The organism is Micrococcus sp. SL257 (assembly GCF_026625585.1).
Classification (GTDB): Bacteria; Actinomycetota; Actinomycetes; order Actinomycetales; family Micrococcaceae; genus Micrococcus; species Micrococcus luteus.
The window spans coordinates 2146919-2171745 of the sequence record NZ_CP113053.1 but is presented as its reverse complement, the minus strand read 5'-3'; the positions used below and the strand labels follow the sequence as shown (position 1 = coordinate 2171745).

The window sequence follows — 24827 nt, the reverse complement described above, 5'->3', positions numbered from 1 at the left end:
GGCAGCCGGGGTGCGGGGCGGCTTGAGCGCCCGCGATGGTGGCTGCGGGCTATCCCGTCCACTCGGTGATGTTTCCTCGGCTGGTGCTTGCAGGCGGAGTTGAGGTGTTCGATGGGCCGGCGTGGCAGTCCGTGGACGAGATCGGCAGTGCCCCGTACCGGCGTGAGCCGTACGTCCGGGCGAGGCTGCCTGATGAGGTGGTGGATGCGAAGGCGGCCCGGTGGTCTCGCACGCACGTGCTCTTGCACTGGATCCCGGCCCCAGGCGCTGCCCCGCGGAATGCGTGGGTGCCGGCGCAATGGGTCACGCGAATCAGTCGGGAGGAGTCGAGCTGGCGGGCACCATACGACTTGCCCGCGTAAGAGACATACATGTTCGCCTCGGCGGACGAATCCACTCATGTCTAGGTAGTGGCGTCCTGAAGGAGTCCGGGGATGAATGGTGTGGCAGGGTATGCGCGCGTCTCGACGCGGGATCAGGCGGAGTCACTGGAAGCACAGAAGCTCGCGTTGGCTGGGGTGGGTGCCCAGCGGGTTTTCACGGACGTGATCAGCGGGGCGAAATCCGGGCGGCCGGGTCTGCGTGAAGCCCTGGGGTGGCTGCGTGAGGGGGACATGCTCGTAGTAACTCGGCTGGATCGGCTCGGCCGGTCGACGGTGGACACGCTGCGGACGGTGGCGCAGCTGGAAGCAGCCGGTGTCCGGCTGAAGGCGTTGGACCTGGACCTGGACACCGGGACGCCGGCGGGACGGCTGGTGGTGCGGACCATCGCGTCGCTGGCGGAGTGGGAGCGGGAGGTCATCGTGGAACGCACTCGTGAGGGGCTGGCGCACGCCCGCCGGCAGGGCAGGGTCGGTGGCCGGCCGCGTGCGCTGTCCCCGGTGGCGGTGGATGCCGTCAAGGCCGCGCTGGAGGCAGGGCTGTCGGTGGCCGAGGTGGCCGCACTGCAAGGGGTGAGCAGGCGGACGATCACGCGGGTGCGGGCGGGTGACTACGACTGAGACGGGATGTGTGTCACACGCGGGCGGTGGGGGCGGGACGTATCAGTGGTGTCCGGGCCACGGGGGTTCGGGCGGGACTCGAGGAGGAATCCTGATGCGTCAGAACATCGACCGTGAGAAGACCGTGACCGGTTACGTGGCGACGGACCCGAAGACCGTGGACACCCAGCGAGGGCAGCTGGTGGCGTTCCGGCTGGCCGAGCCCCAGCAGGTGTTCGACCGGGAGAGCCGGCAGTACAAGGACGTGGACCCGATCTACTACGACGTCGCCGTGGGTCGGGAGCAGCTGGGCAAGAACGTGTTGGCCTCCGTCGAGCAGGGCCAGCGGCTGAGCGTGACGGGCCGGTACAGCGTGGAGCCGTACGTGAACCGGGACGGCGAGGCCGGGCTGAACAACCGGATCTGGGCTGAGGACGTGTCCGCGTCGATGCAGCACAACACGGTCGAGGTCGGGCCGGGGGCCGGTGCTGGGCGTGGTCGGGGGCTGGAGGCCCAGGGGCCGGAGAACGTGGTCGCTGATCCGGCGTGGCAGGCCTCCCAGCGTCCGGTGGAGCAGCACTTCGGGGTCGAGCAGAGCGGGCCGGCGATGTCCGGCCCGTCGCGGTGAGGGTGAGCGACGATGGCTACTCCCTCTGATCAGGTGCACAGCGGGGCAGAGAGCCGCCAGGAGCGGCTGGAGCGTGGCGTGCAGCGGTTGTCTCTGGAGCTGGGGGCGGAGTTCTTGCCGGGCGAATCCGGCCGGGCGGCCAAGGAGAAGCTGCGCGCGCTGGAGGCGTCGCAGAACAAGGTCGCAGCGCCAGAGCCGGGATACACGGCGCGGCGGCGGCCGCCTGGCTCACCGGGCAGGCGCTCCGAGGTGGACCGGGCCGCGAAGGCGATGGAGCGCGGAGAGATCGGCGGTTTCGGGATGGGCGGGGCGTCTGTGAACGGGCCGTCCCTCTGAGCCGCTGTCACACCCAATAACGGTCGCTCACGGCACCGGTGGGAAGTCGCTTGACTTCCCACCGGTGCTGTGGAGTTATGTCAAGTACGTCAGGAGCAGGTCATGGCGAGAAAGTCCAAGGGTCCGGTATCGGGGCAGCTGTCGCTGTTCGATGCGCTGGACGAGGCGATTGCATTCGAGGAAGAAGGGACGCGGAACGATGGAGCAGTTCGAAGCGGAGGTCACCGAGGACCAGCTGCTGGCGGCGACCGTGAACGCGCAGGCACAGCGGGAGTGGGAGGCGGACCCGACGGTGTGGCAGCGACTGGACGAGCCGACGCCGTACGGGGACGACTCGGTGGACCGGACGGGGCAGTACGAGGACCCGGCGATTCTGGAGGAGTTCCCGACGGTGGCGGACGCGCTGATGTCGCTGGAGGCGTTCCAGGGGGCGAGCGAGCTGTTCGGCCGGCACCTGCGGGCGATGGTGCTGAGTCGGCACGCGCAGATGGCTCCGGGCCGGGTGGAGCCGGTGGATCGGGCGGAGTTCGAGGCGCTTCCGGCGCGGACGCAGCTGGCCGGGGCGGAACGGCTGGAGGCAATGGTGGACGAGGTCTTCAGCTGGATGCGGTCGCAGGGGATGGACCCGTGGCCGGGGCGGCAGGCACCGCCGCGTCTGGTGAACGAGAAGCTGCGGGAGCTGATGGCGGCCAAGGAGGTCTGACCGGCCTGTCCGCAGACGCGGACACGAGCACGGCCACGGACCGGACACCGGAGGGGGCCGTGTCCGTGACGGCGGACAGCGTGACCTCTGACGCGGACACTGACCGGACAGGCCGGGCGGGCGGTCCGGACACGTCCGAGGGCGTGTCTGGATTCAGCGAGATGACGCAGCGGGTGCTGGCCGGACAGCTGCCGTACGAGCCGGACAGCCTGACCGGCCAGAACGAAGCGAGCACGGCCACGGTGGCCGCTGTCCAGACCGCTGAGCCGGAGGTGGCCACCGACGCGGACAGCGGGCCGGAGGTGGCCGTGGTGGCCGGCCAGCCGTGGACAGGTGGCACGCGGCGTCCGGCCAGGGTTCAGGAGCGGTTCGCGGCCAACCTGGCTGCACTTGAGGTGCTGACCACGCTCGATCAGGAGCGGCGGCCGGCCACCGAGGCCGAGCAGGAGGTGCTGGCCGGGTGGTCGGCCTGGGGTGCTCTGCCGTTCGTGTTCGATGACGCGGACACGAGGATCAGCGAGACGGACCGGGCGCGGGTGCGGGAGCTGCTGGGGCCGGAGGGGTGGTTACAGGCGCGGGCGACGACGCTGAACGCTCACTACACGGACCCGGCGGTGGCCGCGGCGATGTGGGACGTGTTGGACACGGCCGGGTTCGAGGACGGCGCGGTGCTCGAGCCGGGATGCGGCTCGGGTGAGTTCCTGGGGCTGGCCCCGGAAGGTGCGCGCATGGTCGGTGTAGAGGTGGACCAGACGACGGCACGGATCGCCGCGCACCTGCACCCGGACCAGCAGATCCACGCGGCCGGGTTCGAGAAGACGATGCTGCCGGAGGACTCGTTCCACGCTGTGGTGGGCAACGTGCCGTTCGGGGAGTTCTCCGTGACTGACCCGACGCACAACGCGATGCGGCACTCGATCCACAATCACTTCATCATCAAGTCGCTGCGGCTGACGGCCCCGGGCGGGTATGTGGCCGTGATGACCTCGACGTACACGATGGACTCACAGCGGGCGACCGCGCGGCGAGAGATGGCCCGGTACGGGGACCTGGTAGGCGCGGTGCGTCTGCCGAACGGGGCGATGCAGGCCAGTGCGGGCACGGACGTGAAGACCGATGTGCTCGTGTTCCGGCGTCGCAAGCCTGGGGAGAAGATCGACCTGGACCGGGTCAACGCGTGGGTCGAGCCGGCCAAGATGACGGTGACGGACCGTGACGGTGGTCAGCATGAGGTGCCGTACTCGGCATGGTTCAGCGCGCACCCGGAGGCGGTGATCGGTGAGCCGGCGTACGCCTCGTCCGCGTTCGGGGCGACCTACCAGGTCACCCCGGGCGAGGGCGTGGATGTGGCCGAACAGGTGCGGGCGCGGTTGTCCGAGCAGGTGCTGGACGCGCGGCTGGTCTCGGGGCTGGGCTACGACCCGGCACCGGCCGTCGCGGTGGACACGGAGGCGGGTCTGCGGTTTGCGCCGGAGCCGGAGGCGCAGATCGGACACATCCGGTTCAACTCCGACGAGGGCCGGTTCGAGCAGTACCGCGCGGGGATGGTCTGGGCAGAAGTTCGTGTGGCGAAGAAGCTGAGCCGAGAGGCACGGGCCATCCTCGCGTTGCGCGACAAGGCCACGGAGGTCATGACGGTGCAGCGTCAGGGGGCGCCGGAGGCTGAACGGGAGCGGGTGCGTGGCGAGCTGCGGAGCATGTGGGAGTCCTACACGGCGGAATACGGGGCGCTGGGGCGTGGCGAGGACAAGTACGGACCGCCCTCGAAGGCCGACCGTGAGAAGAAGCGGGCCGAGTTGGAGGCGGAGTGGCGGGACAGCCTGCCGCAAGACGGCGACATCGCTCCAGCAGATGTCCCCGTGCCCGAGGAACTGGCGGCGGAATGGGACGAGCGTGCGCGCCGTCCGGAGTTCAAGAAGCGGGAACAGCCGCACATCGCCTGGCTGGCCGGAGACCCGAAGATGGGCTTGTTGCGTTCGATGGAGGTCTTCGACGAGGCGAGCCAGACCGCGACGGCGGGGGCGTTGCTGACCCGCGACGTGGTCACGCACCGGACCCGGCCCGAGCGGGCCGAGTCCGTGGAGGACGCGATCGCCATCAGCATGGACGAGACCCGGACCGTGGACGTGGACCGGGTGGCCGAGCTGCTGGACGTGGACGCGGAGACCGCGCGTGGCCGGCTGGCCGGTGAGGTGTTCGAGGAGCCGGGCACGGGCGTACTGGTCCCGAAGACGACGTACCTGTCGGGCAACGTGCGGGCCAAGCTCGCGGCCGCGCGGGAGGCGATGGCCGAGGACGGGCAGTTCGCCGAGAACGTCGGTGCGTTGGAGGCCGTGGTCCCGGACGAGATCGCGTTGCAGGACGTCGCGGTGAACGTCGGTGTCCGCTGGGTGCCGGAGGAGACGTACCGCCAGTTCGTGTCCGAGACGCTGAAGGCCCAGTGCCAGGTGCGGCTGAACCCGGGCACGGATGCCTGGGAGGTCGAGGTGCCCCGCGGGGGACTGGACCCGTCCGTCCGGTACGCCTGGGGGATCAAGGAGCGCACTCCGGCTCAGCTGATGGTCTCCGCGATGAACATGAAGACCGTGACCGTCACCAAGGATGTGGGCGACGGAGAGCGGGTCAAGGACGAGACCGCGACGGCGGCCGCGCGTGCGAAGGTCGAGGAAATCCGGGCCGAGTTCGGGCGATGGATGATGGCCGACCCGGACCGGGTCATCCAGTTGCAGGCCCGGTACAACGACGTGTTCAACTCGACGGTGGCCCCGGACTATTCGGCCGCAGGTGAGCGGCTGTCCTTGCCGGGGCTGTCGGAGGCGATGACGCCGTACACGTACCAGCGGTCGGCGGTGGCGCGGGCGGTGTCCGAGCCGACGGTGCTGCTGGACCACGTCGTGGGCGCGGGCAAGACCGGGTCGATGATCATGTCCGCAATGGAACTCAAGCGCACGGGGATCGTGTCCAAGCCGTGCATGGTGGTCCCGAACCACCTGGTGGACCAGATCGCCACGGAGGCCGTGCAGTGGTACCCGGGGGCGAACGTGATCGCGGTGCCCACGGGACTGTCCAAGGGTGAGCGGCAGGAGTGGATCGGTCAGGTCGCCGCCGGCGAGTGGGACCTGGTGGTCATGCCGCAGACCACGTTCGAGCGGGTGCAGATCGACCCGGCTAAGCAAGCCCAGTGGCTGAAGGATGCCCAGGATGAGCTGGACTCGGCCACGGCCGGGGAAGATCAGGACGCTGGCTGGGTGAAGCGGTCGGAGAAGGCGAAGAAGACGCTGGAGCGTCAGCACGCCCGGATCGCGGCGAACACCGATCCTGGGGTGACGTTCGAAGAGTCCGGCATCGACTACCTGCTGGTGGACGAGGCCCACCACTACAAGAACCTGGCCCGGTCCTCGGACCTGGCCGAGCTGGCCTGCGCCGGGTCCGGCCGAGCGATGGACCTGGATTTCAAGCTTCGTGCCCTGCGAGAGGTGAAGACCGAGGCGGCCGAGCGGGCCGGGATCGCTGGGCCGGGGTATCTGCCGGCGGTGGCCACGTTCGCCACCGGCACTCCGGTGGCCAACAACATGGCCGAGATGTGGGTGATGCAGCACTACCTGCGCCCGGACTTGCTGGAGGCAGCCCACGCGGACACGGTGACCGCCTGGGGTCAGGCGTTCACGAAGGTGAAGCCACAGCTGCGGCCCACGGTCACCGGCGACGGGTTCCAGCAGGTGGTCAAGGTGTCGGAGTACGTGAACGTGCCCGAGCTGCTGTCGATCAACTCCACGTTCACGGACGTGGTGCTCCGGGACCAGCTGGAGACGACGCTGCCGAAGGTCGCCACCGGGGACCGCATCCTCATGGCCCGGGAACCCTCCGAGCAGGTGGCCGCGTACGTGGAGTCGTTGAAGACGCGCATCGAGGCGGTGAAGAACAGCCCTCCGGTCAAGGGCGGGGACAACATGCTCGTGATCGTTGGTGATGGGCGGAAGGTCGCCCTGGACCCGCGCCTGGTGGGGCTGCCAGCTGACCCGGATGGGGGCCGTGTCGCGGCGGTGGCCGATCAGATCATGACGGTACATGAGCAGACCAAGGACACGGTGTACCGCGGGGCCGACGGGGAGCCGTCGCCGGTCACCGGCGGTCTTCAGATCGTGTTCTGCGACCAGTCCACGCCGAAGGGCGATGGGGAGTGGAACGTGTACGAGGGCCTCCGGGAGGAGTTGGCCGCTCGGGGCATGGACCCGGAGAAGGTCGCGTTCATCCACGACGCGAAGACCGATGAGGCCCGCAAGGAGCTGTTCGAGAAGTGCCGCGACGGGCGGATCAACGTGATCATCGGCTCGACGCAGAAGATGGGCACCGGCACGAACATCCAGGCCCGTGCCACCGCCCTGCATCACATGGACGTGCCGTGGCGTCCGGCGGACCTGGAGCAGCGTGAAGGCCGGATCATCCGGCAGGGCAACCAGAACGAGGAAGTGCGGATCTACTCGTGGGCCACGCAATCCACGTTCGACGTGTACTCGTGGGACATGATCGCCCGGAAGGCCGGGTTCATCGCTCAGGTGAAGAACGGGCAGGTCAACGGGCGTGCAATGGAGGACGTCGTGGCCGGCCTGGACATCTCCGGGGCGACGGCGGCGGCGGTGCTGGCCAACGACCCGCGCGTGCTTGAGATGGCCCAGCTGCAGATGGACGTCGAGCAGCTGACCCGCGCACAGTCCGGGTGGGCACAGCAGCGGGCCACGCAGCGGGTCGAGTTGAACACGATGACCCAGCGTCAGCAGTTCCTGACCGGCCGGCAGGACGCGCTGATCGGGATCGCCGCAGGAGTTCGGCCCACGGACGGGGACGCGTTCGCGTTCACGACGACGGACGGACGGACGACGACCTCGCGTGAAGAGGCTGGGCAGGTCATCGTGGACGCGCTGCGCCAGGAGGCGGCGCGCTCGGACCGGCCCGACTTCATGGAGGCCACCGAGCCGGAGCCGGTGGGCACGCTCGGCGGAGTGGAGCTGGGCACGGTCCGTCAGGGGACACGCGTGTTCGTGGTGCCGATGGGCGCCCCGAGCGTGCGTCGGGACTGGCAGGCCGCCCATGTGCTCGGTGGGGAGGTCTCTGCGGCGGGCGCGATCCGCTCCGTGGAGAACTTCGTGGCTGGCCTGCCCGAGCAGCTCATCTCCGACAAGGCCGAGGCAGACCGCTTGGCGGCCGCGATCCCGGACATGCGCGCCGGTCTGGAGGGTGCGTTCCCGCAGGCAGCTGAGCTGGCCGACAAACAGCGCGAGCTGGCAGCGTTGCAGGCCGAGATGGAAGACGAGGACCAGTCCTTGTCGATGCCGAAGGAGGTCGAGTACACCCCCGAGCAGCTCGAAGAACGCGGCCTCGTCGGTCACGCAAACACTCCGCACGAGGGAGACGTGTGGGAGTACAACAAGGGGTTCTACGCGGTCGGGTACACCACGGATTCCGTTGGGGTGAACCAGCGAGAGCTGTGGGCCTGGCCGGTGGGTGAAGAGCCCACCGAGGCGATCCCCGCCTTTCGAATCCGCAGCCAGGGCAAGCTCGTGGTGCGCCGCGAGGCCGGACTCAGTCCGCTGGAGCGGGAGTGCATGACCGCTGACCTGGACCGCCACAAGATCGTGAGGCGGCCGCAGGACGCGTTCGGCTACGACGGCGAAGTGCTCCGCGAAGTCTGGGTCGAGGCCGACCCAGAACAGCGGGGTCCGGGGACGACGCCGAAGGTGAAGGAGGCCCGGCAGGGACGTCTGGACGGAAACGGGAACATGATCGTCTCCGGGACGGGGGAGTTCATTCCGAACGAGGATTTCGTGGCGCACGGAACTCCGGTGATCCTGCTGGACGCGACCTGTCCGGAGAAGGAGGCTGCTCGACGTGCGGCGGAGGCAGAGGATGCCCTGAAGCGGTGGCCGCGTGAGTTCCTGCCGGGTGAGGTGCTGCTCGAGGACGTGCCTGGGTTCGGGTACGAGGGCGACATCGTGCGGCTGATACCGGCCACGCACGGGTCCGGGCAGACGATCGCGGTCAGCCCGGACACTGGCCAGGCCCGAGACCGTGCCGCGTGGAAGGAGGGCACGGACCGTGGCCTGTGGAAGACGGCCGCACCGGTGCAGCTGTCCGAGCAGGAGCGGACACGACTGTGGGGCGCGGCCACGACCTCTGTCCAGGTCGGACAGTTGCGGCCAGGAGACACGGTCATGGCGGCAGACATTGACCGGAACTCGACGGTCAAGGAAGCGGTCACCGTCCTGAGCGTCGGGTACGGCGGCACCAAGAACATCACCTACGCCGGCCAGGACGGCGAAAAGCGCGAGTGCACGCGGAAGGAAACGACCGTGGTGAACGTTCATGGCCGGACACGGGCCGCGTTGACGGTGCAGGAGTTGGCCAGGCTGGCCACGCCGGCCGGACAGCCGGTCAAGGCGTGTCCGGCCAAGGACATCGCGATGTCCGCGGACTGGCAGGGGCGGACACTCGTGGTGGACACGGTGGCCGACTACCGGATGCGTGACCGGTCACGCGACGGCGTGAAGATCGGACAGGTCATCGGTCAGGAACAGACCGTGGTCACCGACTACGGCCAGCGCGTCGACGTCGGGGTGCTGACCCTGCGCGGCGACGACGGAGCCACGTTCCAGGTCAGCACCCGGGATGCGGGCCACGTGTGGGAGATCGACGGGCCGTTGGATGCGACAGCCACGTTTGGAGGCCGTTCTCTGGAAGGGGCTGTCGCGGACACGGGCGCTGTGCCGACCACAGTGGGGGTGACCGGGGAGGCTGCGTCGCCGGCGAAGCAGGTCCCGAACATGGATTCGGATCAGGAGCGGAAGACTCAGGTGGCGACGGTGCACCGGGAGACCGTCAAGACGCCTGGAGAGCGCACCATCGACCTGATTCCAGTCGCACCGAGCAGGCCCGACTTCGACGGACCCGGGCGGTGAGCCACACGTAGAGAGCGGGACGGGATCATGGCGCAGGGCCTGGAGCGGGTGACGCTCCAGGCCCTGCGCCTGTTTCAGCGAGTGGGTCCGGACGCGGACTCGTCCAGGTCCCATTCGGGCATGGTGTGTAGGTCATACCCCGGGTCATCCGCCATCTCCGCGACCCAGGACATGTCGATCTGGTGGTCCGTGAGCTGGGCGATGGTCTGTTCATCGGTGGACGCGGTGAGGGCGTGCACTGCTCGCTGATAGTGGTGTGCGAGAGCGTCCTCGGGATCCGGCTCACGGCCGAGAGGTGTGTCCAGCTCGTCGTCCTGGTTGGACACGGCCCGCCAGATGATGACGTGCCGCAGCGCTTCGTCACTGGCCCCCTCGTCCTGCATGAGCTCGAACCAGGCGGGCTGTTCTTCACGGATGACGGAGCAGCGGTGCTCCAGCTCCGCGAGAGCCCGTTCGCGCACCTGCGCGGCGGCTTCGGCACGCTGCTCGTTGGCCGGCGAGGGGGCGTCCAGGATCGAGGGCGGTGTCCGGACCTCGCACTGCGTGAGGACTGCCGTGACGGAGTCGGGGGTCTCGATGTCCTCGGGCAGGGTGCGGGCGGGGTCGGCCTTGACGAGACGATTCCAGGTCTCAAGGTCGCGGAAGGCGGCGTTGGTGGCCGGGTCGTGGATGTGCTGGTCTATCCAGGTGCTGGTGCGTTCTGCTCGGGCGGCCCAATCGAGGAACTCGTGCTCGTGGACCATGCGGCCCAGGTCGTTCGCCCACGCGCGTTCTGCGCCCTGGACCTCGTGGGCCGAGCGTTCCGCGGTGGTGTGGTCCAGCACCGCCTTCAGCGCGCCCACGGGGGTGTCGGCTCCGGGGGTGCGCTGGAACAGGCCCCACTCATCGGGGGATGCGTGGTCATCGGGGGCGAGGTCGACGTAGGCGTTGTTGGCCTGCTTGCCCCGGGTCATGGCCACGTAGAACAGCTCGCGGGACTGGCCGATCTCGACCACGGTGTGGCCGGTGTCCACGGTGACGCCCTGTGCACGGTGCGCGGTCGTGGCGTAGCCCAGCTCGGTTGAGGAAGCCAGGTAGTCCGGGTCCAGGGTGACCGTTCCACCGGTGCCGTCCACGACGGCGTGGGCGGACCCGTCCGGGTTGATGCCGGTCAGGGTGAGCCGGGTGCCGTTGGCGATGAACGCTCCGGTCGAGTCGCGCAGGGACCGGTCGTTGCGGCGGGCCAGGACCTCGTCGCCCACACCGGCGGCGATGTCGGCGCGGAGTCGCACGGTGGTCTCGATGTCCACGAGTCCTTCGGCCACGAGGTCGGCCTGGGCGCGGGCGTTGAGGTCGGCCACGGTGGCGTTGTCCGAGGCAATCAGGATCGTGGACAATCCCTGGTGCTTGTCGTTGAGCCAGGCGGTGTAGGCGGTGTCCGCGGCGTCCACGTTGGGATGGCCGTGGAGTCTGCCGTTGTGCTCGTAGATGTCCAGGGCGCTGTGGTTGCCCTCGCGCAGCAGCAGGGAGGCTTTGCGCTCCCACTGATTGCGGAATCGCCACACCTGGTCCAGGCGGGCCACGTTCACGTCCTCGGCGCGGTCCATCCAACCCAGGAAGCCGCCGGCCTCGACGGCTTCGAGCTGGGCGGGGTCGCCCACGAGCAGCACCTTGGCTCCGGCCTGTTCGGCCTGGCGGGCCAGTTCGGCCATCTGCGCGGTGGCCACCATCGATGCCTCGTCCACGATGAGCAGCTGGCCAGGGTGGAGGGTGAACCGGGCCTGGGCGGCGTGCTGCTCGGCCAGGCGGGCGGTGATCGTCTCGATCTGCCGGGTGCGGTTGTCCGTGGGGGCGGCGTCCCAGAGCTGAGCCAAGCGTGCTTCAAGCCCGGCCACGCGCTCGGCGCGGCGGGCCGCGCCGTCGCCCACGGACTCGTACAGCCACTTGGCCGTGTTCTCGGTCTCCACGCCGAGCTCATCGGCCAGGACTCCAGCGGCCACGGCGGACGGGGCCAGACCGACCACGGAGTTCTCCCCGTGCTGGCGCTCCCACAGCCGGGCGACGGCGGCCATCGTGGTGGTCTTGCCGGTGCCGGCCGGACCGATGATCGCGTCGATCCCTGCGGGGGATGAGAGCACATGTTCGGTGGCACGGGCCTGGTCAGCCGAGAGGGCGTGACCGTCCTTGGTGGTCACCTCGGCCACCTGTGCGGCCAACGTGTCCGGGGCGATGACCGGGGCGTCGGCTGACCGGACACGGTCCATCAGGAATGCCTCGTCGGACATGATCTGTCCGGTCGTCCAGAGGCCGGACACGCGCTTGTGGTCTAGTCCTGACCGGCCACCGGGGGCGGACAGCACGGGGTCGAACTCGGGCGGGGCGCTCATCCGGTCCGGGGTCAGGGACACGGCCTTGTCCAGGGCCTTGTCCACCAGCTCGTCTGCGGCCGCGTGCCGGTCCTCGGCGGTGTCGAACCGGACCAGGGCCAGCACGCGCTCGGCGGAGGCCAGCACGTTGGCCCGGGTGAAGGTGGTCCGCCGGACAGAGGCGTCCGTGAGGACCCAGACGGCCATCGCCTCGCCGGCGTCCGGGGTGAGCTGGTCAGCGGCCACGGTGCGCCGGTCGTGGCCGACGGCGGCGGCCACGATGGCCGCGGGGTCGTGGCCATCGGCCAGGGCGCGGTCACGCCAGCTGACCATCTTCTCGGCCAGGGTCTCGTTCGACGTCCGCTTCGGTGTCCGGGTCTCCAAGGTGGCCTGCTGGCGCAGCTGGAGCACGACGGCCGCCGGCGGGGTACGCCCGTGGTTGTCCGTCCACTGGCGGATCAGCTCGTCCTTGCGGGCCTCGATGAGTCGGGATCGAGTGGAGAACTCCTCGATGAGGCTGTCCGGGACGCCGGCCAGCTCGATCCTGTGGCCGGGGGAGTCCTTGACCGTTTCCGCCTCCAGCTCCTGGCCGGACAGCACACGGTCCAGGGCGTCGGACAGGGCCGGGTCGCGGGACTCGGCCAGCGCGCCGATCTGGCCGTGGAGCCGGTCGAACAGCAGCGCGTTGTACTTCTCCGAGATCGCCACCACGTGGCGGTGCAGCGTGTAAGAGTCCAGGGTGGCCCACTGGCCATCCATGATCCGCTGGACCCGGTTGGACACGACCACGTGCGTGTGCAGCTGGGGGTCTCCGGCGCGAGAGTCCCAGTGGTCGAAGGCGCTGGCCACCAGGCCGGTCACGGGCACGTGGGCGACGCCGCCGTGGCCGGCCCGGGACTGAAGGACGTTGTCCTCCACCCAGGCCAGGGCCTCGTGCATGGCCTGTCGGTGGGCGTCCTGGATCTGGCCCTGAAGGGCCGGACCGGACATGGCCCAGAGCGTGGACACGGACTTCGGGACGGAGAAGGTCAGATCGAACCCGGCCACGGGCTTGCGGGTGGCCTTCGCTTTCCGGCCAGACGGGGTGGTGGCCCCCTGGGGCGCGTCCACCTCCTTGATCGGCGGACGTCCGAGCCGCTGGCCGGTGTCCGGGTCCTTGGCCAGTTCGTAGACGGACACGGCATCGAGTTTGGCCACCTGCTGGCCAGCGGTCAGCGAGGTGCCGGCCAGGCCACGGCCAAGCCAGAGCCCGGGCGGGGCCTCGGCCTCCGTGTAGTAGGCGGTCAGATCACGCCGGGAAGTGGCCACGGCGTCGGCGGACAGGGACCGGTCACCGGTGGCCACGGAGTCCAGGTAGTAGTCGATGGACATCTTCGAGATGGACACGGTCATGGCCGGACACCTCCCCGGTCAGTGGCCGGGGCTGTCCGGTGCTGTCCGCCCCCGCGTGTCCGGTCAGGTCCGGCCAGGGCTGACCGGAACCGGGCGTGCGTGGCCAGGATGCGCTTGTCCGCCGGGCTGACCGGCTGACCGGCCACGGCCTTGGCCAGGCGGCGGCAGAGCGTGTCCCACTGCCGGACGATGCCCTGGAGCTGGCCGCGTTCGGTCGCGGCCACCTCGGCTGCTGCGGACAGGCGACGGTGCCGTCCGGACAGCTGCTCGAGCTGGCCACGGACAGCGGCCAGCTGGCCACGCAGGGCGGCCACCTGGTCAGGGGTCAGGTCAGTGTCCGCGGTGGCCACGGACCATGACCGGCGCAGGTCGGCCACCTGGCCGGCCAGCCGGGCGTTGTCCGACCGGACAGCCTGCGTCCGCACGGCCTGGTCCGCGATGGCCGTGTCCGCGCTGCGCCGCTCGTCGGCCAGCAGCCCGGCCAGGTACTTCACCTGGCCGGTCTTGCGGCGCGTGGCGGCGGTCAGCTGGCCGATGCGCGTCTCAGCGGCCACGAGCTGGGCCTCCAGCTCGGCCACCCTGGCCACGGCCGGGTGGGGCGGGGCGCTGGTCGTGCGCGCCCGGTAGGCCGCTGTGCGGCACGCGGCCGAGCAGTACCGGCGCGAGGCCGGCGACCCATCTGGGAGCGGCCGCGCGCAGTGTCTGCAGGAACGTGAAGCGTTCATGCAGGCTGTTCGCCTCCCATCTGGAGGCGGGTGTGTCACGCGAAGCGTGACGGCAGTGCACCTTGGTGCCAGACGTGTGAACGGTCTTTTGCAGGGGGGCTCCGCGCTGTGCGCGGTGCTCCCCTGGGGTGCAGGTCTCCCCTGCACCTGGAGTGCTGGCCTGCGCGGGGCCTGCGCCATGGAGGTTCAGCGGCGGATCGGCTGGGGGTGGCGGATCAGGTGGACGCGGGGGCCGGGGCGCTGCGTGGGCCTCGGGTGGAGGTCGGGAACTCGGGAGACGTAGTGCGCGGCCACGGTGGCGTTCATGGCGGTGGCGGTGACTGTGACCTGCTGGGCGTCGGCGGCGTCGAGCAGGGCAGGGATGACGTGGTGCCACACAGGGGCTGCGGCACCTGTACCGGGGGTGGCCGTGAAGAACGACTCGACGTGCCAGCCGGCAGGGGTCGTCCGGACGGTCAGGGCGGCGCGACGGTCGGTGCTGATGTAGGTGCGGTACGAGCGGCGGTGGAGCGAGGCCAGCAGGATCAGGGCAAGGAGCGCGTACTGCGCGAGGGTGGCGAGGAACAACAGGGGCGTGCCGGGCGGGTGCAGGACGGCTGCGACGGCGACGGGGAGCACGAGCAGGGGGACCGTGATGACGAGCAGGACGGTGCGTGCGTACCGGCGCGCTGCTGGGTCGGGGTTCTTCTGGACCGTGTAGCGGTAGCCGCGCAGGGTCCACATGAGGACGCGGACGCCGTCCCACGCAGACACTGGGGCCGTGGCCCCGGGCAGGACGGGAAGCGGAGGGACGGAGTGGGGGCGGCTCATGCTGGCTCCAGCTCGACGGGGGACGCGGGCGCGGCGTCGTGGTCTTGATCTTGGGGTGTGCGGTGGACAGCGCAAGGGGCGGAACTCGTGCACGGGCTACCTGCTCTCGCGCGAGAACGGAACCGGGGGTCTGGTGACCACCTCCGAAGGTGAGCGGGGCACGCATGGTGCCAACGTCTCCGTCTTGCACAGGCGGGCCGGGCCTCGGTCCCCTGGGGTGAGCGCCGGCGGAGCGCTAGCGGAGCCGGTGCTCACCCGTGGCCGTGCAGGGCGCCCGCCCTGCCGCGGGGGTGTGGGGGCCGCGTAGGCCCCCACAGGTGATGGGTTCATGAGGCATGTTGCAGGCACATCTGAACAAAGGGCGGCCCCTCCAGCCTGAAACGGGATGGGCTGGAGGGGCCTTCGCGGGAGGCCCGGAGGGGGTGGGCCTGCGACCGCGCGGGTTCAGCGTATCGGTCAGAACAGGTTCTGCCAGGTGTAGTCGCTGATCTGTGGATTCTTCTTGTCGTCGGTCATCTGGAAGACGAACATACGGCGGGTGTGGCCGTCGTGGGTCTTGCCCCCCGGTTCGCGCCAGGTCCAGGTGACGTTGACGTAGATCGCGTTCGGGTCGCTGTCGGGGACGATGGTCACGTTCGGTTCGCTGGTCCAGTTCCCTTCGGCTGCGGCGATCCACTCCGGGGTGGAGGTCCCGCGATCGGAGACGAAGATCTTCTTGGCTCGCGCTGGGGTCATCAGGTGCGCCGCGCGCGGGGCCGACGCGGACTCGTCCAGGTCCTCGGCCGGCTTCCAGGTGGTCATGATGCGCGCGGCCTCGACGGCGACTTCTTCGGCCTTGTTGGCGGGCGCGTAGCTCAGGGGTCCAGCCGTGGGCGTGGGGGTGGTCGTGCTCATCGAGGCCGAGGCCGGGGCTGGGGTGGTAGCTGCGGCGGCTTGGCCCTCGGGTGTCGCCGCAGGGCGGGTGAAGGTCCAGAGCAGCAGAGCACCGGCCAGGGCAGCCACGCACAGCAGGGTCAGGCTGGTCAGGGCCATGAGACGTTGGCGGTTCATCGGGTGCCTTTCGGGTTAGGACGCGCAGGCGTCGGTGACGTCACGGCCGGGTGGGCAGACGGCCACGCCGTTGGCTTCGAGGATGGGGCGGGGGTCAATCGGGGCGCCGCCGTTGGGGGCGTTGATCTGGAAGTGCAGGTGGGGCTTCATGCCGTCCAGGCCGGTGTTGCCCTCGGTGCACAGGGCCTTGCCTGCGGGCACGGCTTCACCCTCGGAGACGCGGATAGAGCCGGCGGCGCAGTGAAGGTACTTGAGCGTGTAGTGGGGGGCTTCGTCCTGGACGCCTTCGACGTACATGCCAGAGGCGGGGTCGCTGTTGATGCCGGTGACGGTCATGGCGGTGGCTGCGACCACGGTGCCCGGGGAGCCTGCCGGGTTGGCGAAGTCCAGGGCGTTGTGGTTGGCGATGAAGTCGTCGCAGCCCACACCTGCGACGCAGCCGCGGTAGCCGAAGCCGGAAGTGAAGTACGAACCGGGCAGGGGATGGGTCCAGTCACCGGCGACGACGACATCATCGCCGCCGACGACGGGCTTGCACTCGGTGGTGTAGATCGCGGTGCGGGCCAGGATTTCGGTCCAGTAGGCGGTGGAGTCGGGGTGGTCGGGCACGCCTCCGGCGTCCTCGACGACGTTGAATCCGAGCCGGTAGCCAGACAGAACCATCTTGACCAGCTCCTCCTCGTCGCCGTTGGCGAGGTCGGTGAAGCGGTCCTTGAGCCACTTCAAGAATCGGGCCTGGGCTGCAATGGCGTCGTGGCCGTTGTAGGGGTCGCCTCCCTCGCCGAAATCGGGCCAGGTGTCGTCCTTGAACTGGGCCAGCCCACGCGCCCCGGAGGGGGAGGTGACGGAGGGGTCCCAGGTGGACTCCTGGAAGATCTGGGAGGCGATGAGTTCCTGGCTGAAGCCGGAGACCTGGGCGGCCTTGGCCACGTCCTCGCGGTACTCCTCGGGGATCTGGGCTTGGCCGGCCTCACCGGCGGCGCAGATTTCCGCGACGCCACCGCCGCCGGTCTGTGTGGTCTTGGAGGCGTGGAAGCTCGCCGCGGCCACAAACGGGAGCATGACGAGGGCCGCGCCCAGGATCAGCAGGAACAGGACAACGAGGGCCAGTCCTGCGCGCTTCACGCCAGCCCCTCGATGAGGGCAGCGGTGGCCTCGAGGTAGGCGCGGCGGGTCTTCTTGTGCAGGCGGTCCCAGTCGATCTCGTCGCCCTCGTCCAGAGCGGGGTCGAAGGGGATGACGATGACTGCGGCGACGTGCTGGGCCAGCAGCTCGCGGACCTTGTCCAAGCGTTCGGTGGAGGCTTCGGCGGGCTGGGTGATCAGCGCGATGGAGCGGGAGAGCTTGTCGGCGTGGCCGGCCTTGCGCAGGGCGTCGATGGTCACGAAGGCGCGGCGGGCGGCGTCCTCCTTGTTCGTGATGGCCACGACGACGGTGTCGGCCACGTCCACGGCTGCCTGCCAGGTGGCGGCGGTGGAGGCGTTGCCGGTGTCCACGATGGCCAGGTTGTAGTGCTGGCGCAGGACGGCGTGCATCTGACGGAAGGCGTCGGCGTCGATGACCTCGCGGTCGCCTGCGTGGTCCTGTGAGGCCAGGACGTGGAAGCGGTTGTCGCCCTGAGCGCGAACGTAGCCGGGGAGCTTGTCGACGTGCTCGGGGGTGCGGAACTGGTCGATGTTGGCCAGCAGGTCCAGGGCGGTGTGGTGGTGGGAGGCCGGCATGGCGCGGTCGGCCAGGTTGCCTGCGTTCTCGTTGTTGTCCCAGGCCAGGACGGTGCCGCCACGGACGCGGCCGAGGGTGGCCGAGAGCAGGTAGGTGGCGGTGGTCTTGGACGCGCCGCCCTTGATGTTCACGACGACGGCGGTGCGGTGTCCGGGCAGTCCGCGCTGAACGGTGGTGATCAGCTCGCGGGCGTGCAGCTCGTCGGCGGAAGGGGCCAGGTGCCAGCCGAAAGCCTCGTTGAGTGCGCCGCGCCAGCCTTCGCGGGCCGGGGCCTTGCGGCGGCGCTCGGGGCGGGTGCGGGTGGCGAACGTCTCGGCGGTCGAGACCGGGGCCGCGGGGGGTGTGGGCGCGGTGGGGGTGAAGTGCTGGTCGGTGATGCCGGGCAGGTCGGAGGTGATCGTGACCTCGTGGCCGAGCCGGTCGGCGGCGGACTGGCCGATGGCGGCCAGGGCCGAGGGCTGCACGGGTGAGGCGACACCAGTGGGGTCGGTCAGGGTGAAGGCGGTGTAGGAGAACGTGTAGGCGGGCCGGGCCGTGGTGTCCGGGGCGGGCGTGAGCTGCCCGTCCTCGTGGACGGTGAAGGTGGCCGGGTCCACCGGCAGGGCGTTGTAGGTGTCCGTGACCGCGATGGTGGGGGTGTGGCCGCTCCGGGAGGTGGTCACGGTGTCCAGGGCGGTGGCCAGGTCGGTGGCCGGCAGGCGGGTGCCGGTGGAATCGGTCAGGATGACCTGTCCGGTCAGATGCAGGGTGGTGCTCATGGTCATGTCCTCCTGGAACGGTGGCCGGGGTGGCCGCGTCTTGTCTGGGGTCGTCCTGGATTCGCGTGCAAGGGGTGGGGATGTGTGGCAAGGCTGAGCATGAGCAAGGCCCCCACCCGGGCGGGTGGGGGCCTTGGCTGCGTCGTCGCTGGTCGGGCGGTGCCTAGAGGCTGGGTCCGGCGACGGCTGGGGTCGGGGCGGTCCCGGACTCCAGGGCGCGGGCCTCGGCCACGGCTCGGGTGTAGGCGTCGGGGTTGAATCCGCTGGTGGTCGTGGTCGGGGTTTGCAGGATCGGGGTCTGGAGGTGGCCGGCCTGGCGGAAAGCGTCCACGAGGTCAGGGCGCTCGGTGAGGTCGACGTAGGTGTACGGGACCTGCGCGCGGTCGAGCACCTTCCGGGCCAGACGGCAGGGATCGCAGCGCGGTTGGCCGTAGAGGGTGATGGCGGTGGTCATGGTGTCCTCCTGCATCAGAACGGGTTCTCGGTCTCGATGCGCTCGACGTCCTCGGCCGGCTCCTCGGCGGTGAGGATCAGCTCGCAGATGTCCTCGACGGTGAGGTCCTTGTCCGTGGCGTTGTCCAGCCACCATCCAGCCCGGGTCAGGGTCTGGGCGGCCGCCAGGACGTCGGTGATCTGCTGGTGCTGGTCCGGGGTCTCATCGGAGACCAGGACGTCGGAGAGCACCTGGTAGCGCACACGGGTGGCCCAATTGACCTGCTTGTCAGAGCCGGTGAGGTCGGGCAGGTCATGTTCTTGCGCGAACTGGTCGGCGTCCAGGAGTGTCTGCCGGTTCTGCAACTCGAGGTCCTCAGCACTCTTCTTGCGGAAGCACGAGGTACAGACGCGGTTCTTGCCCAGACCGAAGGCGTGAGCCTTGCGCCGGCCAGCGGGGACGCGGGCGAGGTCCACGGTCTCGGTGTGGCCGCAGCTGAACTCGATGGGGAGCTTGGTCTTGATCGCCATGATGATCCTTCGTCGGACGGTGTGGTCGAACGAGGTTCGCGGGGGGCGGCGGCGGTGGTGTGTCCGTCGGCTAGGAGGCGAGCGCGTGGATGCGGTCGGCCACGGCGGGAAGCGTGCTAATCGCGGCGACGTCGCGGGCGAGCTTGGCGGCGGCGACCCGGGTGTAGACCATCGTCGTTGAGACGTCGGCGTGGCCCAGGAGATCGCGCAGGGCAAGGATGTCGAGGGAAGCGGAGTAGACGTGCGTAGCGAAGCGGTGGCGCAGGGTGTGTGCGGACCAGCCCTCTTCTAGGAGGTCGTTGATGCGTTGAGCGATGGAGTTGGGGAGGTAGTGGCCGCTGGGGTTGCGGTCAGAGGGGAACAGCCAGCCGTGTGAGGGTACGAGTTGGAGGGCTTCGGCCAGGATCGGGTGGACGGGGACATGGCGGATGTGGCCGCCTTTGCCGGTGACCCGGATGGTGCCGTCGTTGATGTCTTCTCCACGCAGGATGGCCATCTCGCCCACGCGGAGCCCGCCGAGGGAGCCGAGTAGGAGCATGAGGATGTCGGTGGGGCGAGTGCATCGGGCGACGGCGCTACGGAGGACGTGGTCTGGTGTGGGACGCGGTAGGCCGCGGGGCACACGGATGTGGGGGAGTCCTGCGGTCGGGTCGCCGGTCACTCGCCCTGCATGTTGCCCCCACCGGTAAAAGGCCCGGATCGCGTCGAGAGCGTTCTTGCGGGTCGCCGGGGACTTTCCGACCGTGGTCAGCCACGCGCTGATCTGGGTCGTGTCGAGCGTCCAGGGTGTGCAGCCGTGAGCCGTGGCCCACGTCTCGAGGCGGGTGGCGTAATGCACGCGGTTATTGACGGTCTGTGGCCGTCTGAACACGCTGAGCCAGGACTCGAACGCCGCCACGTCGGCCGTAGTGTGACGTTGCTTCGACATGGGTGCCTCCTGCCATCGGACCGGGTGCAGTGATCTTGGCAGAGGTGGCGTGGGCAAAAAGGGAGGGACCGCCCAGTTGTGGGCGGTCCCGGCGTCGTCGGACGTTGTGCAGGACTCAACCGAAGCGTGGCTGCGGGACGAACATGAGGCCGATCCAGGCCAGCGCCCCGAGAATGGTGGGACCGGCGTATAGGTCTGCGGGGCCACCCATGTACCAGGCGAAGCCGGCGACTGCGGCGACGGCGAACGCAATGAACTTGGCCATCGCGAGGAGCGAGCTGATGGGGCGGAGGATGAAGCCGATCACGGCCATGACTGCGAGGGCGATCAGGAACCACATGGCGGGCCTTCCTAGTGCGGAGTGACTGGTCCGTTCAGACTGTGCGCCCGCGCGGACGCGTTAAGACGAGCGTGAGGGCGATGGTCCACTTTACTGTGTCGTTAATGAGCTTGGGGGACAAGTAACCGAAGGGTTGTTGGTTCGAATCCAACCGGGGGAGCCGAGCAGAGGCCCCTGCACCGACCATGTCGGTGTGGGGGCTTCTTCGTGCCTGGAGGATGACCGGGCCTAGAACGTGTCTGGCAATGAATCCAGGGGTCAGCTGACACCCTGGATCGCATCTTTCGTATCCAGACGCTCTCCGACGCCCGGGTGATGGCCGAGGTCATCATCTGCCGGTATCAGCACGTGAGTTCTGTGGCGGGATCTGCCCGAGGTCTACGGGCCCTGGCAGACCGCGCTGACCTGGTGCTGGCGGATGGCAGCTGAGGGCACCTGGCATGAAGTGCTAGCAACATTTGCGGCCGCCAGCGACGCCCAGGGCCTCATCTATGGATCGGTCCGGACTGGACTCCGCGATCGCCCACGCTCATCAGCAAGCCACGGACATTGCCCGCCATGCAGGGGATGGATCGAACTACGGGAATCTGCGGGATGAACCTGCCGGTCGCGGTATCGGACGCTCACGTGGCAGGTTGAGCACGAAGATCCATCAGCTCGACGCGGGGGCAGGAATGCCATTGGCCAGCTTGATCGCCTGAGCCAGGCAGGGGATTGACCGATGCCGACTCCACTGCGTGGCAGCCGCGGCGGTCATCCCCGTGTGAGCTGGCCATCAGGGCCACCGCAGGCGTCGTGGCTGCAGCAGCGGGTGCCCCGTCGGCTTCGACGCAGTCGCCTGTAGGGGCCGCAATGTCATCGAACGTCAGTATGCGCCCCTGCAGCAGTCGCGCGGACGGGTGGCCAGGTATGACGAGTGCACGATCATCTACCGGCCCGCCGAGCGCCTGACCACTGGGGTCACATGGTTGAAGCTGGTGTCAGACACGCCCTGGGCGCGCCCGGCGCCGTAGTTCTGCTCCGCATGCTGCCCACCTCTTCGAGGCCGATAGAGGAGCGGGAACGGACTGAGGGTGTCATCAACACCCGCACCATTCCCATCCCTTGATCAGCGCGCTCGAGAGAGCCTCAGCGTCCTAGACGCATGCCGTCGTGCTCCAGGGCCGCCAGCGCACGCTCGATGAAGACGGGAGCAAGAGTCTCTACATACGTTGGGGTGAGGTGGTTGTCGTCCCAGTACACATGGACGTTGCCCACCGTGGGCTGGCACTGACGGCCCGGGCAGATCATGTCGTTCAGCTGCACCTGCGCGATGCGGGGATGAGCATCGGCCAGTCCGGTCAGGGGGCTGGTGTTCGGATCGAGCACGGTATGCGTCCAGCGGCATGTCGCCGCATCGATCCCGTGTGTCCTTCCGCAGGTTGTGGGTGATCCGGCCGCGAACCGGGGGTTGTCCCGGAGTGCGAGGACATGGGCACCCGTCCCCGCAATCTCCTCCATCCGCCCGACCATCCCCGGGGTGAGCATCTCCTCGTCCTCATAGGTGCTGCGTGTGCCCTGCATGAAGACGACGTCCGGGCGTACATGCTCCACGACCAGGTTGAGGTCCGCGAGGAAGTCCGGGCACTTCGGGGAGTCGTCCACCTGCTCCTCCATCGGCGCTACCAGGCAGCTGCCCCGCGTATAGCTGACGACCTCCAGCCGCCTCTCCTCGCCGAGGTGCCGGAGAGCGGGGGACCACTGCATCACGTGGCTGTTGCCGGCCATCAGCACGACGCCGGCCGGATCTGCTTGTGGGACGAGGACATGGCACGACTCGGCTCCGACCTCGGTCAACTGTGCTTCCAGGGCGGGGTCGCACTCCTCGGGGTACTCGGGGAAGGGGTACCGTCCCTCCACCACGGGCAGAACAGGGGCACCGGGGTCTCCAGCTGGCTCGTAGTCGGGGCGCAGGACGGCGGCGCCCGGGTTGTTCCGGTCGGCCGCCTCGAGGACTCGTGCGGACTCCGCTGCCTCGGCGCCGCGCCACAGGGTCACCGGCGCCACAACGAGAGCGGCGCAGGCCCCCAGTACGACGGCGGACCGCCAGGCGGCCGTCTGGGGCCAGCCCCACGCCCGCAGCGGACGCTCCACGCGCGCCGAGAGGAGGATGGCCGTGCCGAGGGAGACAAGGACGAGAGCAACGCCCGCGGCTGCGCCGGGCTTCTGCGATCCTGTGAGGACGGAGTAGGTGATGAGCAGCGGCCAGTGAACGAGGTAAAGGGCGTAGGCGGAGTCACCCAAGCGGGTGAGGGGCCGGGAGGCCAGTATCCGGTCCACACCGAAATGGGAGCCGCTGGTGCCCGCGACGATCACAGCAGTGGCCGACATCAGCGGCCACAGCGCGATCCAGCCGGGGAAGGCGCCCTGGACGTCCACCACGACGCCGACGGCGATCATGCTCGCGAGCCCTGCCCAGCCGAGGAACACCCGTGTGCGCCGTCCCAGGTGAAGGAATGGAAGGGCAAGCGCGAGGAGGGAACCGAGGGCGAACTCCCATAGGCGCGCCCGGGTGTCGAAGTACGTGAACGCCTGGTTCTGGGAGGTCTGGGTCACCGACCACAGCAGGGACACGACGAACACCGAGGCGAACGCAGTCGTGAGGACGGCTCGGGGCCGCGCCCCGGTGCGGCGGGCCACCAGGGCTGAGACAAGGAAGAGGAGCGGCCACAGGATGAACACCTGCCCCTGGACCGACAGCGACCAGAAATGCTGGAAGGGGGACAGCGAGGTGTTGTCGGCGGCGTAGTAGTCGACGGCATTGAACGCCAGGGCCCAGTTTTCCACGTAGAGGGCCGACGCCAGCGCCTCCGTCCGCCACGAAGCACGGTCGGCCAGCGGATACACCGTGGCCACGGCAACCAGGGTGGTCAAGATCGTCAGCACCGCCATGGGCATGAGGCGCGTGAAGACGTGAAGCCAGTAGCGCCCCACCGCGAGGGGCCTTCCGGACTCCATCTTGCGGGTGAAGGAGCCTGTCAGGAAGAAAGCCGAGATGAACAGGAAGATGTCGACGCCGCCCGACACCCTGTCCGTGAAGATGTGGAACACCACCACCAGAAGGACGGCTACCGCGCGCAAACCCTGGATCTCGGGTCGCCAGTCCGCCCGCCGTCGGGCCGCCGCAGGAGTCGAATCGGGCCCATCAGCCGCGTGTCGGGGGCGGTAGCCGCGGGGATAGACGGGCGGATTGGTCATGGTGGCCTCAGCAGTGTCAGAGGGATGGGAAGGCAAACGGCAACATCATGCCTGAGGGTGATTCTTTCGAACGGGAAGCTGACCAGCGGATTAAGGCTCGTGGTCCAGCCCTCACGTCGCACAACGGCGCCCGCACCCTCGCGCGGTAGGGCGCGGGCGCCGTCGTGGAGGTGAAAGGGAACGCCTCAGGCGCAGGCGTCGTCGGCCTCCCCGGACTACTGCTCACTGAAGCGCCCTGGGTTCCGTTCCGAGGTCAGGATGCGACGGGCGCTGAATCCTGATCGTGAGTGTAAGCCGCCTCAACCTCTGCGGGAGTGTGATAGCCAAGGGCCTCATGCAGGCGGGTGGTGTTCCACCAGTGCACCCACCCCATGGTGGCCAGCTCGACCGCCTCGGTCGACTCCCACACCCGCTTGGCGTGGATGAGCTCGGCCTTGTAGAGCCCGTTCACGGTCTCCTTGAAGCGTCCCGGGTTTCGTGCCGCTCCTATGTGGGTGTGAGCCGCCCCCTTCATTCGGTCCGGACGTTCTGTGAGTCGTCGGTTTCCATTTGATGGGTGCACTGCCGAGCGTACTCGGCTGGGGTTAGGTAGCCGAGCGAGGAGTGCCGGCGGTGGTGGTTGTACTCGTCCTTCCAGTCGCCGATGATGACCTGTGCGTGCAGCAGCGAGTAGAAGCTGTTGATGTTGAGGCACTCGTCGCGGATCCGGCTGTTGAACGACTCGACGTACCCGTTGCGCCACGGCGAGCCCGGAGGGATGTAGGACAGGCCGGTGCGGGTGCCGGCCCAGTCGGCCATCGCCTCGCTGATGAACTCCGGCCCGTTGTCCGACCTGAGCACCGCCGGGGCGCCCCGGGCGGCGACGAGGTCCTCGAGGTGGGCGGTGAGTCGGTCGGCGGTAATCGAGCGCTCCACGAGCCCGCCGATGCACTCCCGGGTGGGGCGTGTCAACTTGTC

The 24827-nt window shown here is 69.1% G+C and carries 16 protein-coding genes and 3 pseudogenes; 6 read left to right on the top strand and 13 right to left on the bottom strand.

Going from position 1 to position 24827, the window contains the following annotated elements; genetic code table 11:
• Positions 1-434 precede the first annotated feature (434 nt).
• From OVA32_RS10035 to OVA32_RS10015, 5 genes are all read left to right on the top strand, one after another.
• Positions 435-1001, top strand: coding sequence for a recombinase family protein (locus OVA32_RS10035; RefSeq protein WP_248087514.1), 567 nt, complete (start codon positions 435-437; stop codon positions 999-1001).
• Between the two features lie 94 nt (positions 1002-1095).
• On the top strand, positions 1096-1608 hold the full coding sequence (locus OVA32_RS10030; protein ID WP_155933463.1) for a single-stranded DNA-binding protein: 513 nt from the start codon (positions 1096-1098) through the stop codon (positions 1606-1608).
• 12 nt (positions 1609-1620) lie between these two features.
• The gene (locus OVA32_RS10025) at positions 1621-1944 is read left to right on the top strand and encodes a hypothetical protein (RefSeq protein ID WP_248087511.1); all 324 of its coding nucleotides are present in this window, start codon (positions 1621-1623) and stop codon (positions 1942-1944) included.
• Between the two features lie 199 nt (positions 1945-2143).
• Positions 2144-2647: a hypothetical protein gene (locus OVA32_RS10020; protein WP_248087508.1), complete on the top strand. Its 504-nt coding sequence runs from the start codon at positions 2144-2146 to the stop codon at positions 2645-2647.
• A gap of 161 nt (positions 2648-2808) precedes the next feature.
• Positions 2809-9600, top strand: coding sequence for a helicase-related protein (locus OVA32_RS10015; RefSeq protein ID WP_267714293.1), 6792 nt, complete (start codon positions 2809-2811; stop codon positions 9598-9600).
• 74 nt (positions 9601-9674) lie between these two features.
• Here the strand turns inward: OVA32_RS10015 and mobF are convergent, their stop codons facing one another.
• The 10 genes from mobF to OVA32_RS09965 all read right to left on the bottom strand — a co-directional run bounded on the left by mobF (position 9675) and on the right by OVA32_RS09965 (position 20633).
• Positions 9675-13337 carry a MobF family relaxase gene (gene mobF / locus OVA32_RS10010; protein WP_267714291.1) on the bottom strand — a complete coding sequence of 1221 codons (3663 nt, stop codon included), beginning with the start codon at positions 13335-13337 and terminating at the stop codon, positions 9675-9677.
• Complete coding sequence (locus OVA32_RS10005; protein WP_267714289.1) at positions 13334-13915, bottom strand: hypothetical protein; 582 nt, start codon at positions 13913-13915, stop codon at positions 13334-13336. The genes mobF and OVA32_RS10005 overlap by 4 nt, the downstream gene beginning before the upstream one ends.
• Positions 13916-14248: 333 nt before the next feature.
• Positions 14249-14872: a hypothetical protein gene (locus tag OVA32_RS10000; protein ID WP_222959061.1), complete on the bottom strand. Its 624-nt coding sequence runs from the start codon at positions 14870-14872 to the stop codon at positions 14249-14251.
• A gap of 456 nt (positions 14873-15328) precedes the next feature.
• Entirely contained in the window at positions 15329-15904 is a 576-nt protein-coding gene (locus tag OVA32_RS09995; RefSeq protein ID WP_155933453.1) for a hypothetical protein, read from the bottom strand.
• A 33-nt stretch (positions 15905-15937) separates the two neighbouring features.
• Positions 15938-17047, bottom strand: a complete 1110-nt coding sequence (locus OVA32_RS09990; protein ID WP_100056062.1) for a peptidoglycan DD-metalloendopeptidase family protein — start codon at positions 17045-17047, stop codon at positions 15938-15940.
• Positions 17044-18402 (bottom strand): MinD/ParA family ATP-binding protein, encoded by a 1359-nt coding sequence (locus OVA32_RS09985; protein ID WP_267714282.1) that lies wholly within the window; start codon positions 18400-18402, stop codon positions 17044-17046. Before OVA32_RS09985 ends, OVA32_RS09990 begins: the two co-directional genes overlap by 4 nt.
• A gap of 163 nt (positions 18403-18565) precedes the next feature.
• Complete coding sequence (locus OVA32_RS09980; protein ID WP_180537112.1) at positions 18566-18856, bottom strand: glutaredoxin family protein; 291 nt, start codon at positions 18854-18856, stop codon at positions 18566-18568.
• A 14-nt stretch (positions 18857-18870) separates the two neighbouring features.
• Positions 18871-19365: a hypothetical protein gene (locus OVA32_RS09975; RefSeq protein ID WP_180952472.1), complete on the bottom strand. Its 495-nt coding sequence runs from the start codon at positions 19363-19365 to the stop codon at positions 18871-18873.
• Positions 19366-19435: 70 nt separating this feature from the next.
• Positions 19436-20293, bottom strand: coding sequence for a tyrosine-type recombinase/integrase (locus OVA32_RS09970; RefSeq protein ID WP_101963358.1), 858 nt, complete (start codon positions 20291-20293; stop codon positions 19436-19438).
• Positions 20294-20408: 115 nt separating this feature from the next.
• A complete protein-coding gene (locus OVA32_RS09965; protein WP_100056066.1) occupies positions 20409-20633 on the bottom strand; it encodes a hypothetical protein in 225 nt (74 codons plus the stop codon).
• Between the two features lie 285 nt (positions 20634-20918).
• Between OVA32_RS09965 and OVA32_RS11695 the strand changes: the two are divergent.
• A pseudogene (locus OVA32_RS11695) lies at positions 20919-21646 on the top strand (IS5/IS1182 family transposase); the annotation flags it as partial.
• A 115-nt stretch (positions 21647-21761) separates the two neighbouring features.
• On the opposite strand, the gene OVA32_RS09960 reads toward OVA32_RS11695, so the two are convergent.
• The 3 genes and pseudogenes from OVA32_RS09960 to OVA32_RS09950 all read right to left on the bottom strand — a co-directional run.
• Positions 21762-23870 (bottom strand): acyltransferase family protein, encoded by a 2109-nt coding sequence (locus OVA32_RS09960; RefSeq protein ID WP_267714271.1) that lies wholly within the window; start codon positions 23868-23870, stop codon positions 21762-21764.
• A 253-nt stretch (positions 23871-24123) separates the two neighbouring features.
• Positions 24124-24327, bottom strand: a pseudogene (locus tag OVA32_RS09955) (integrase core domain-containing protein); the annotation flags it as partial.
• Positions 24328-24380: 53 nt separating this feature from the next.
• Positions 24381-24809, bottom strand: a pseudogene (locus OVA32_RS09950) (integrase core domain-containing protein); the annotation flags it as partial.
• Positions 24810-24827: the final 18 nt, after the last annotated feature.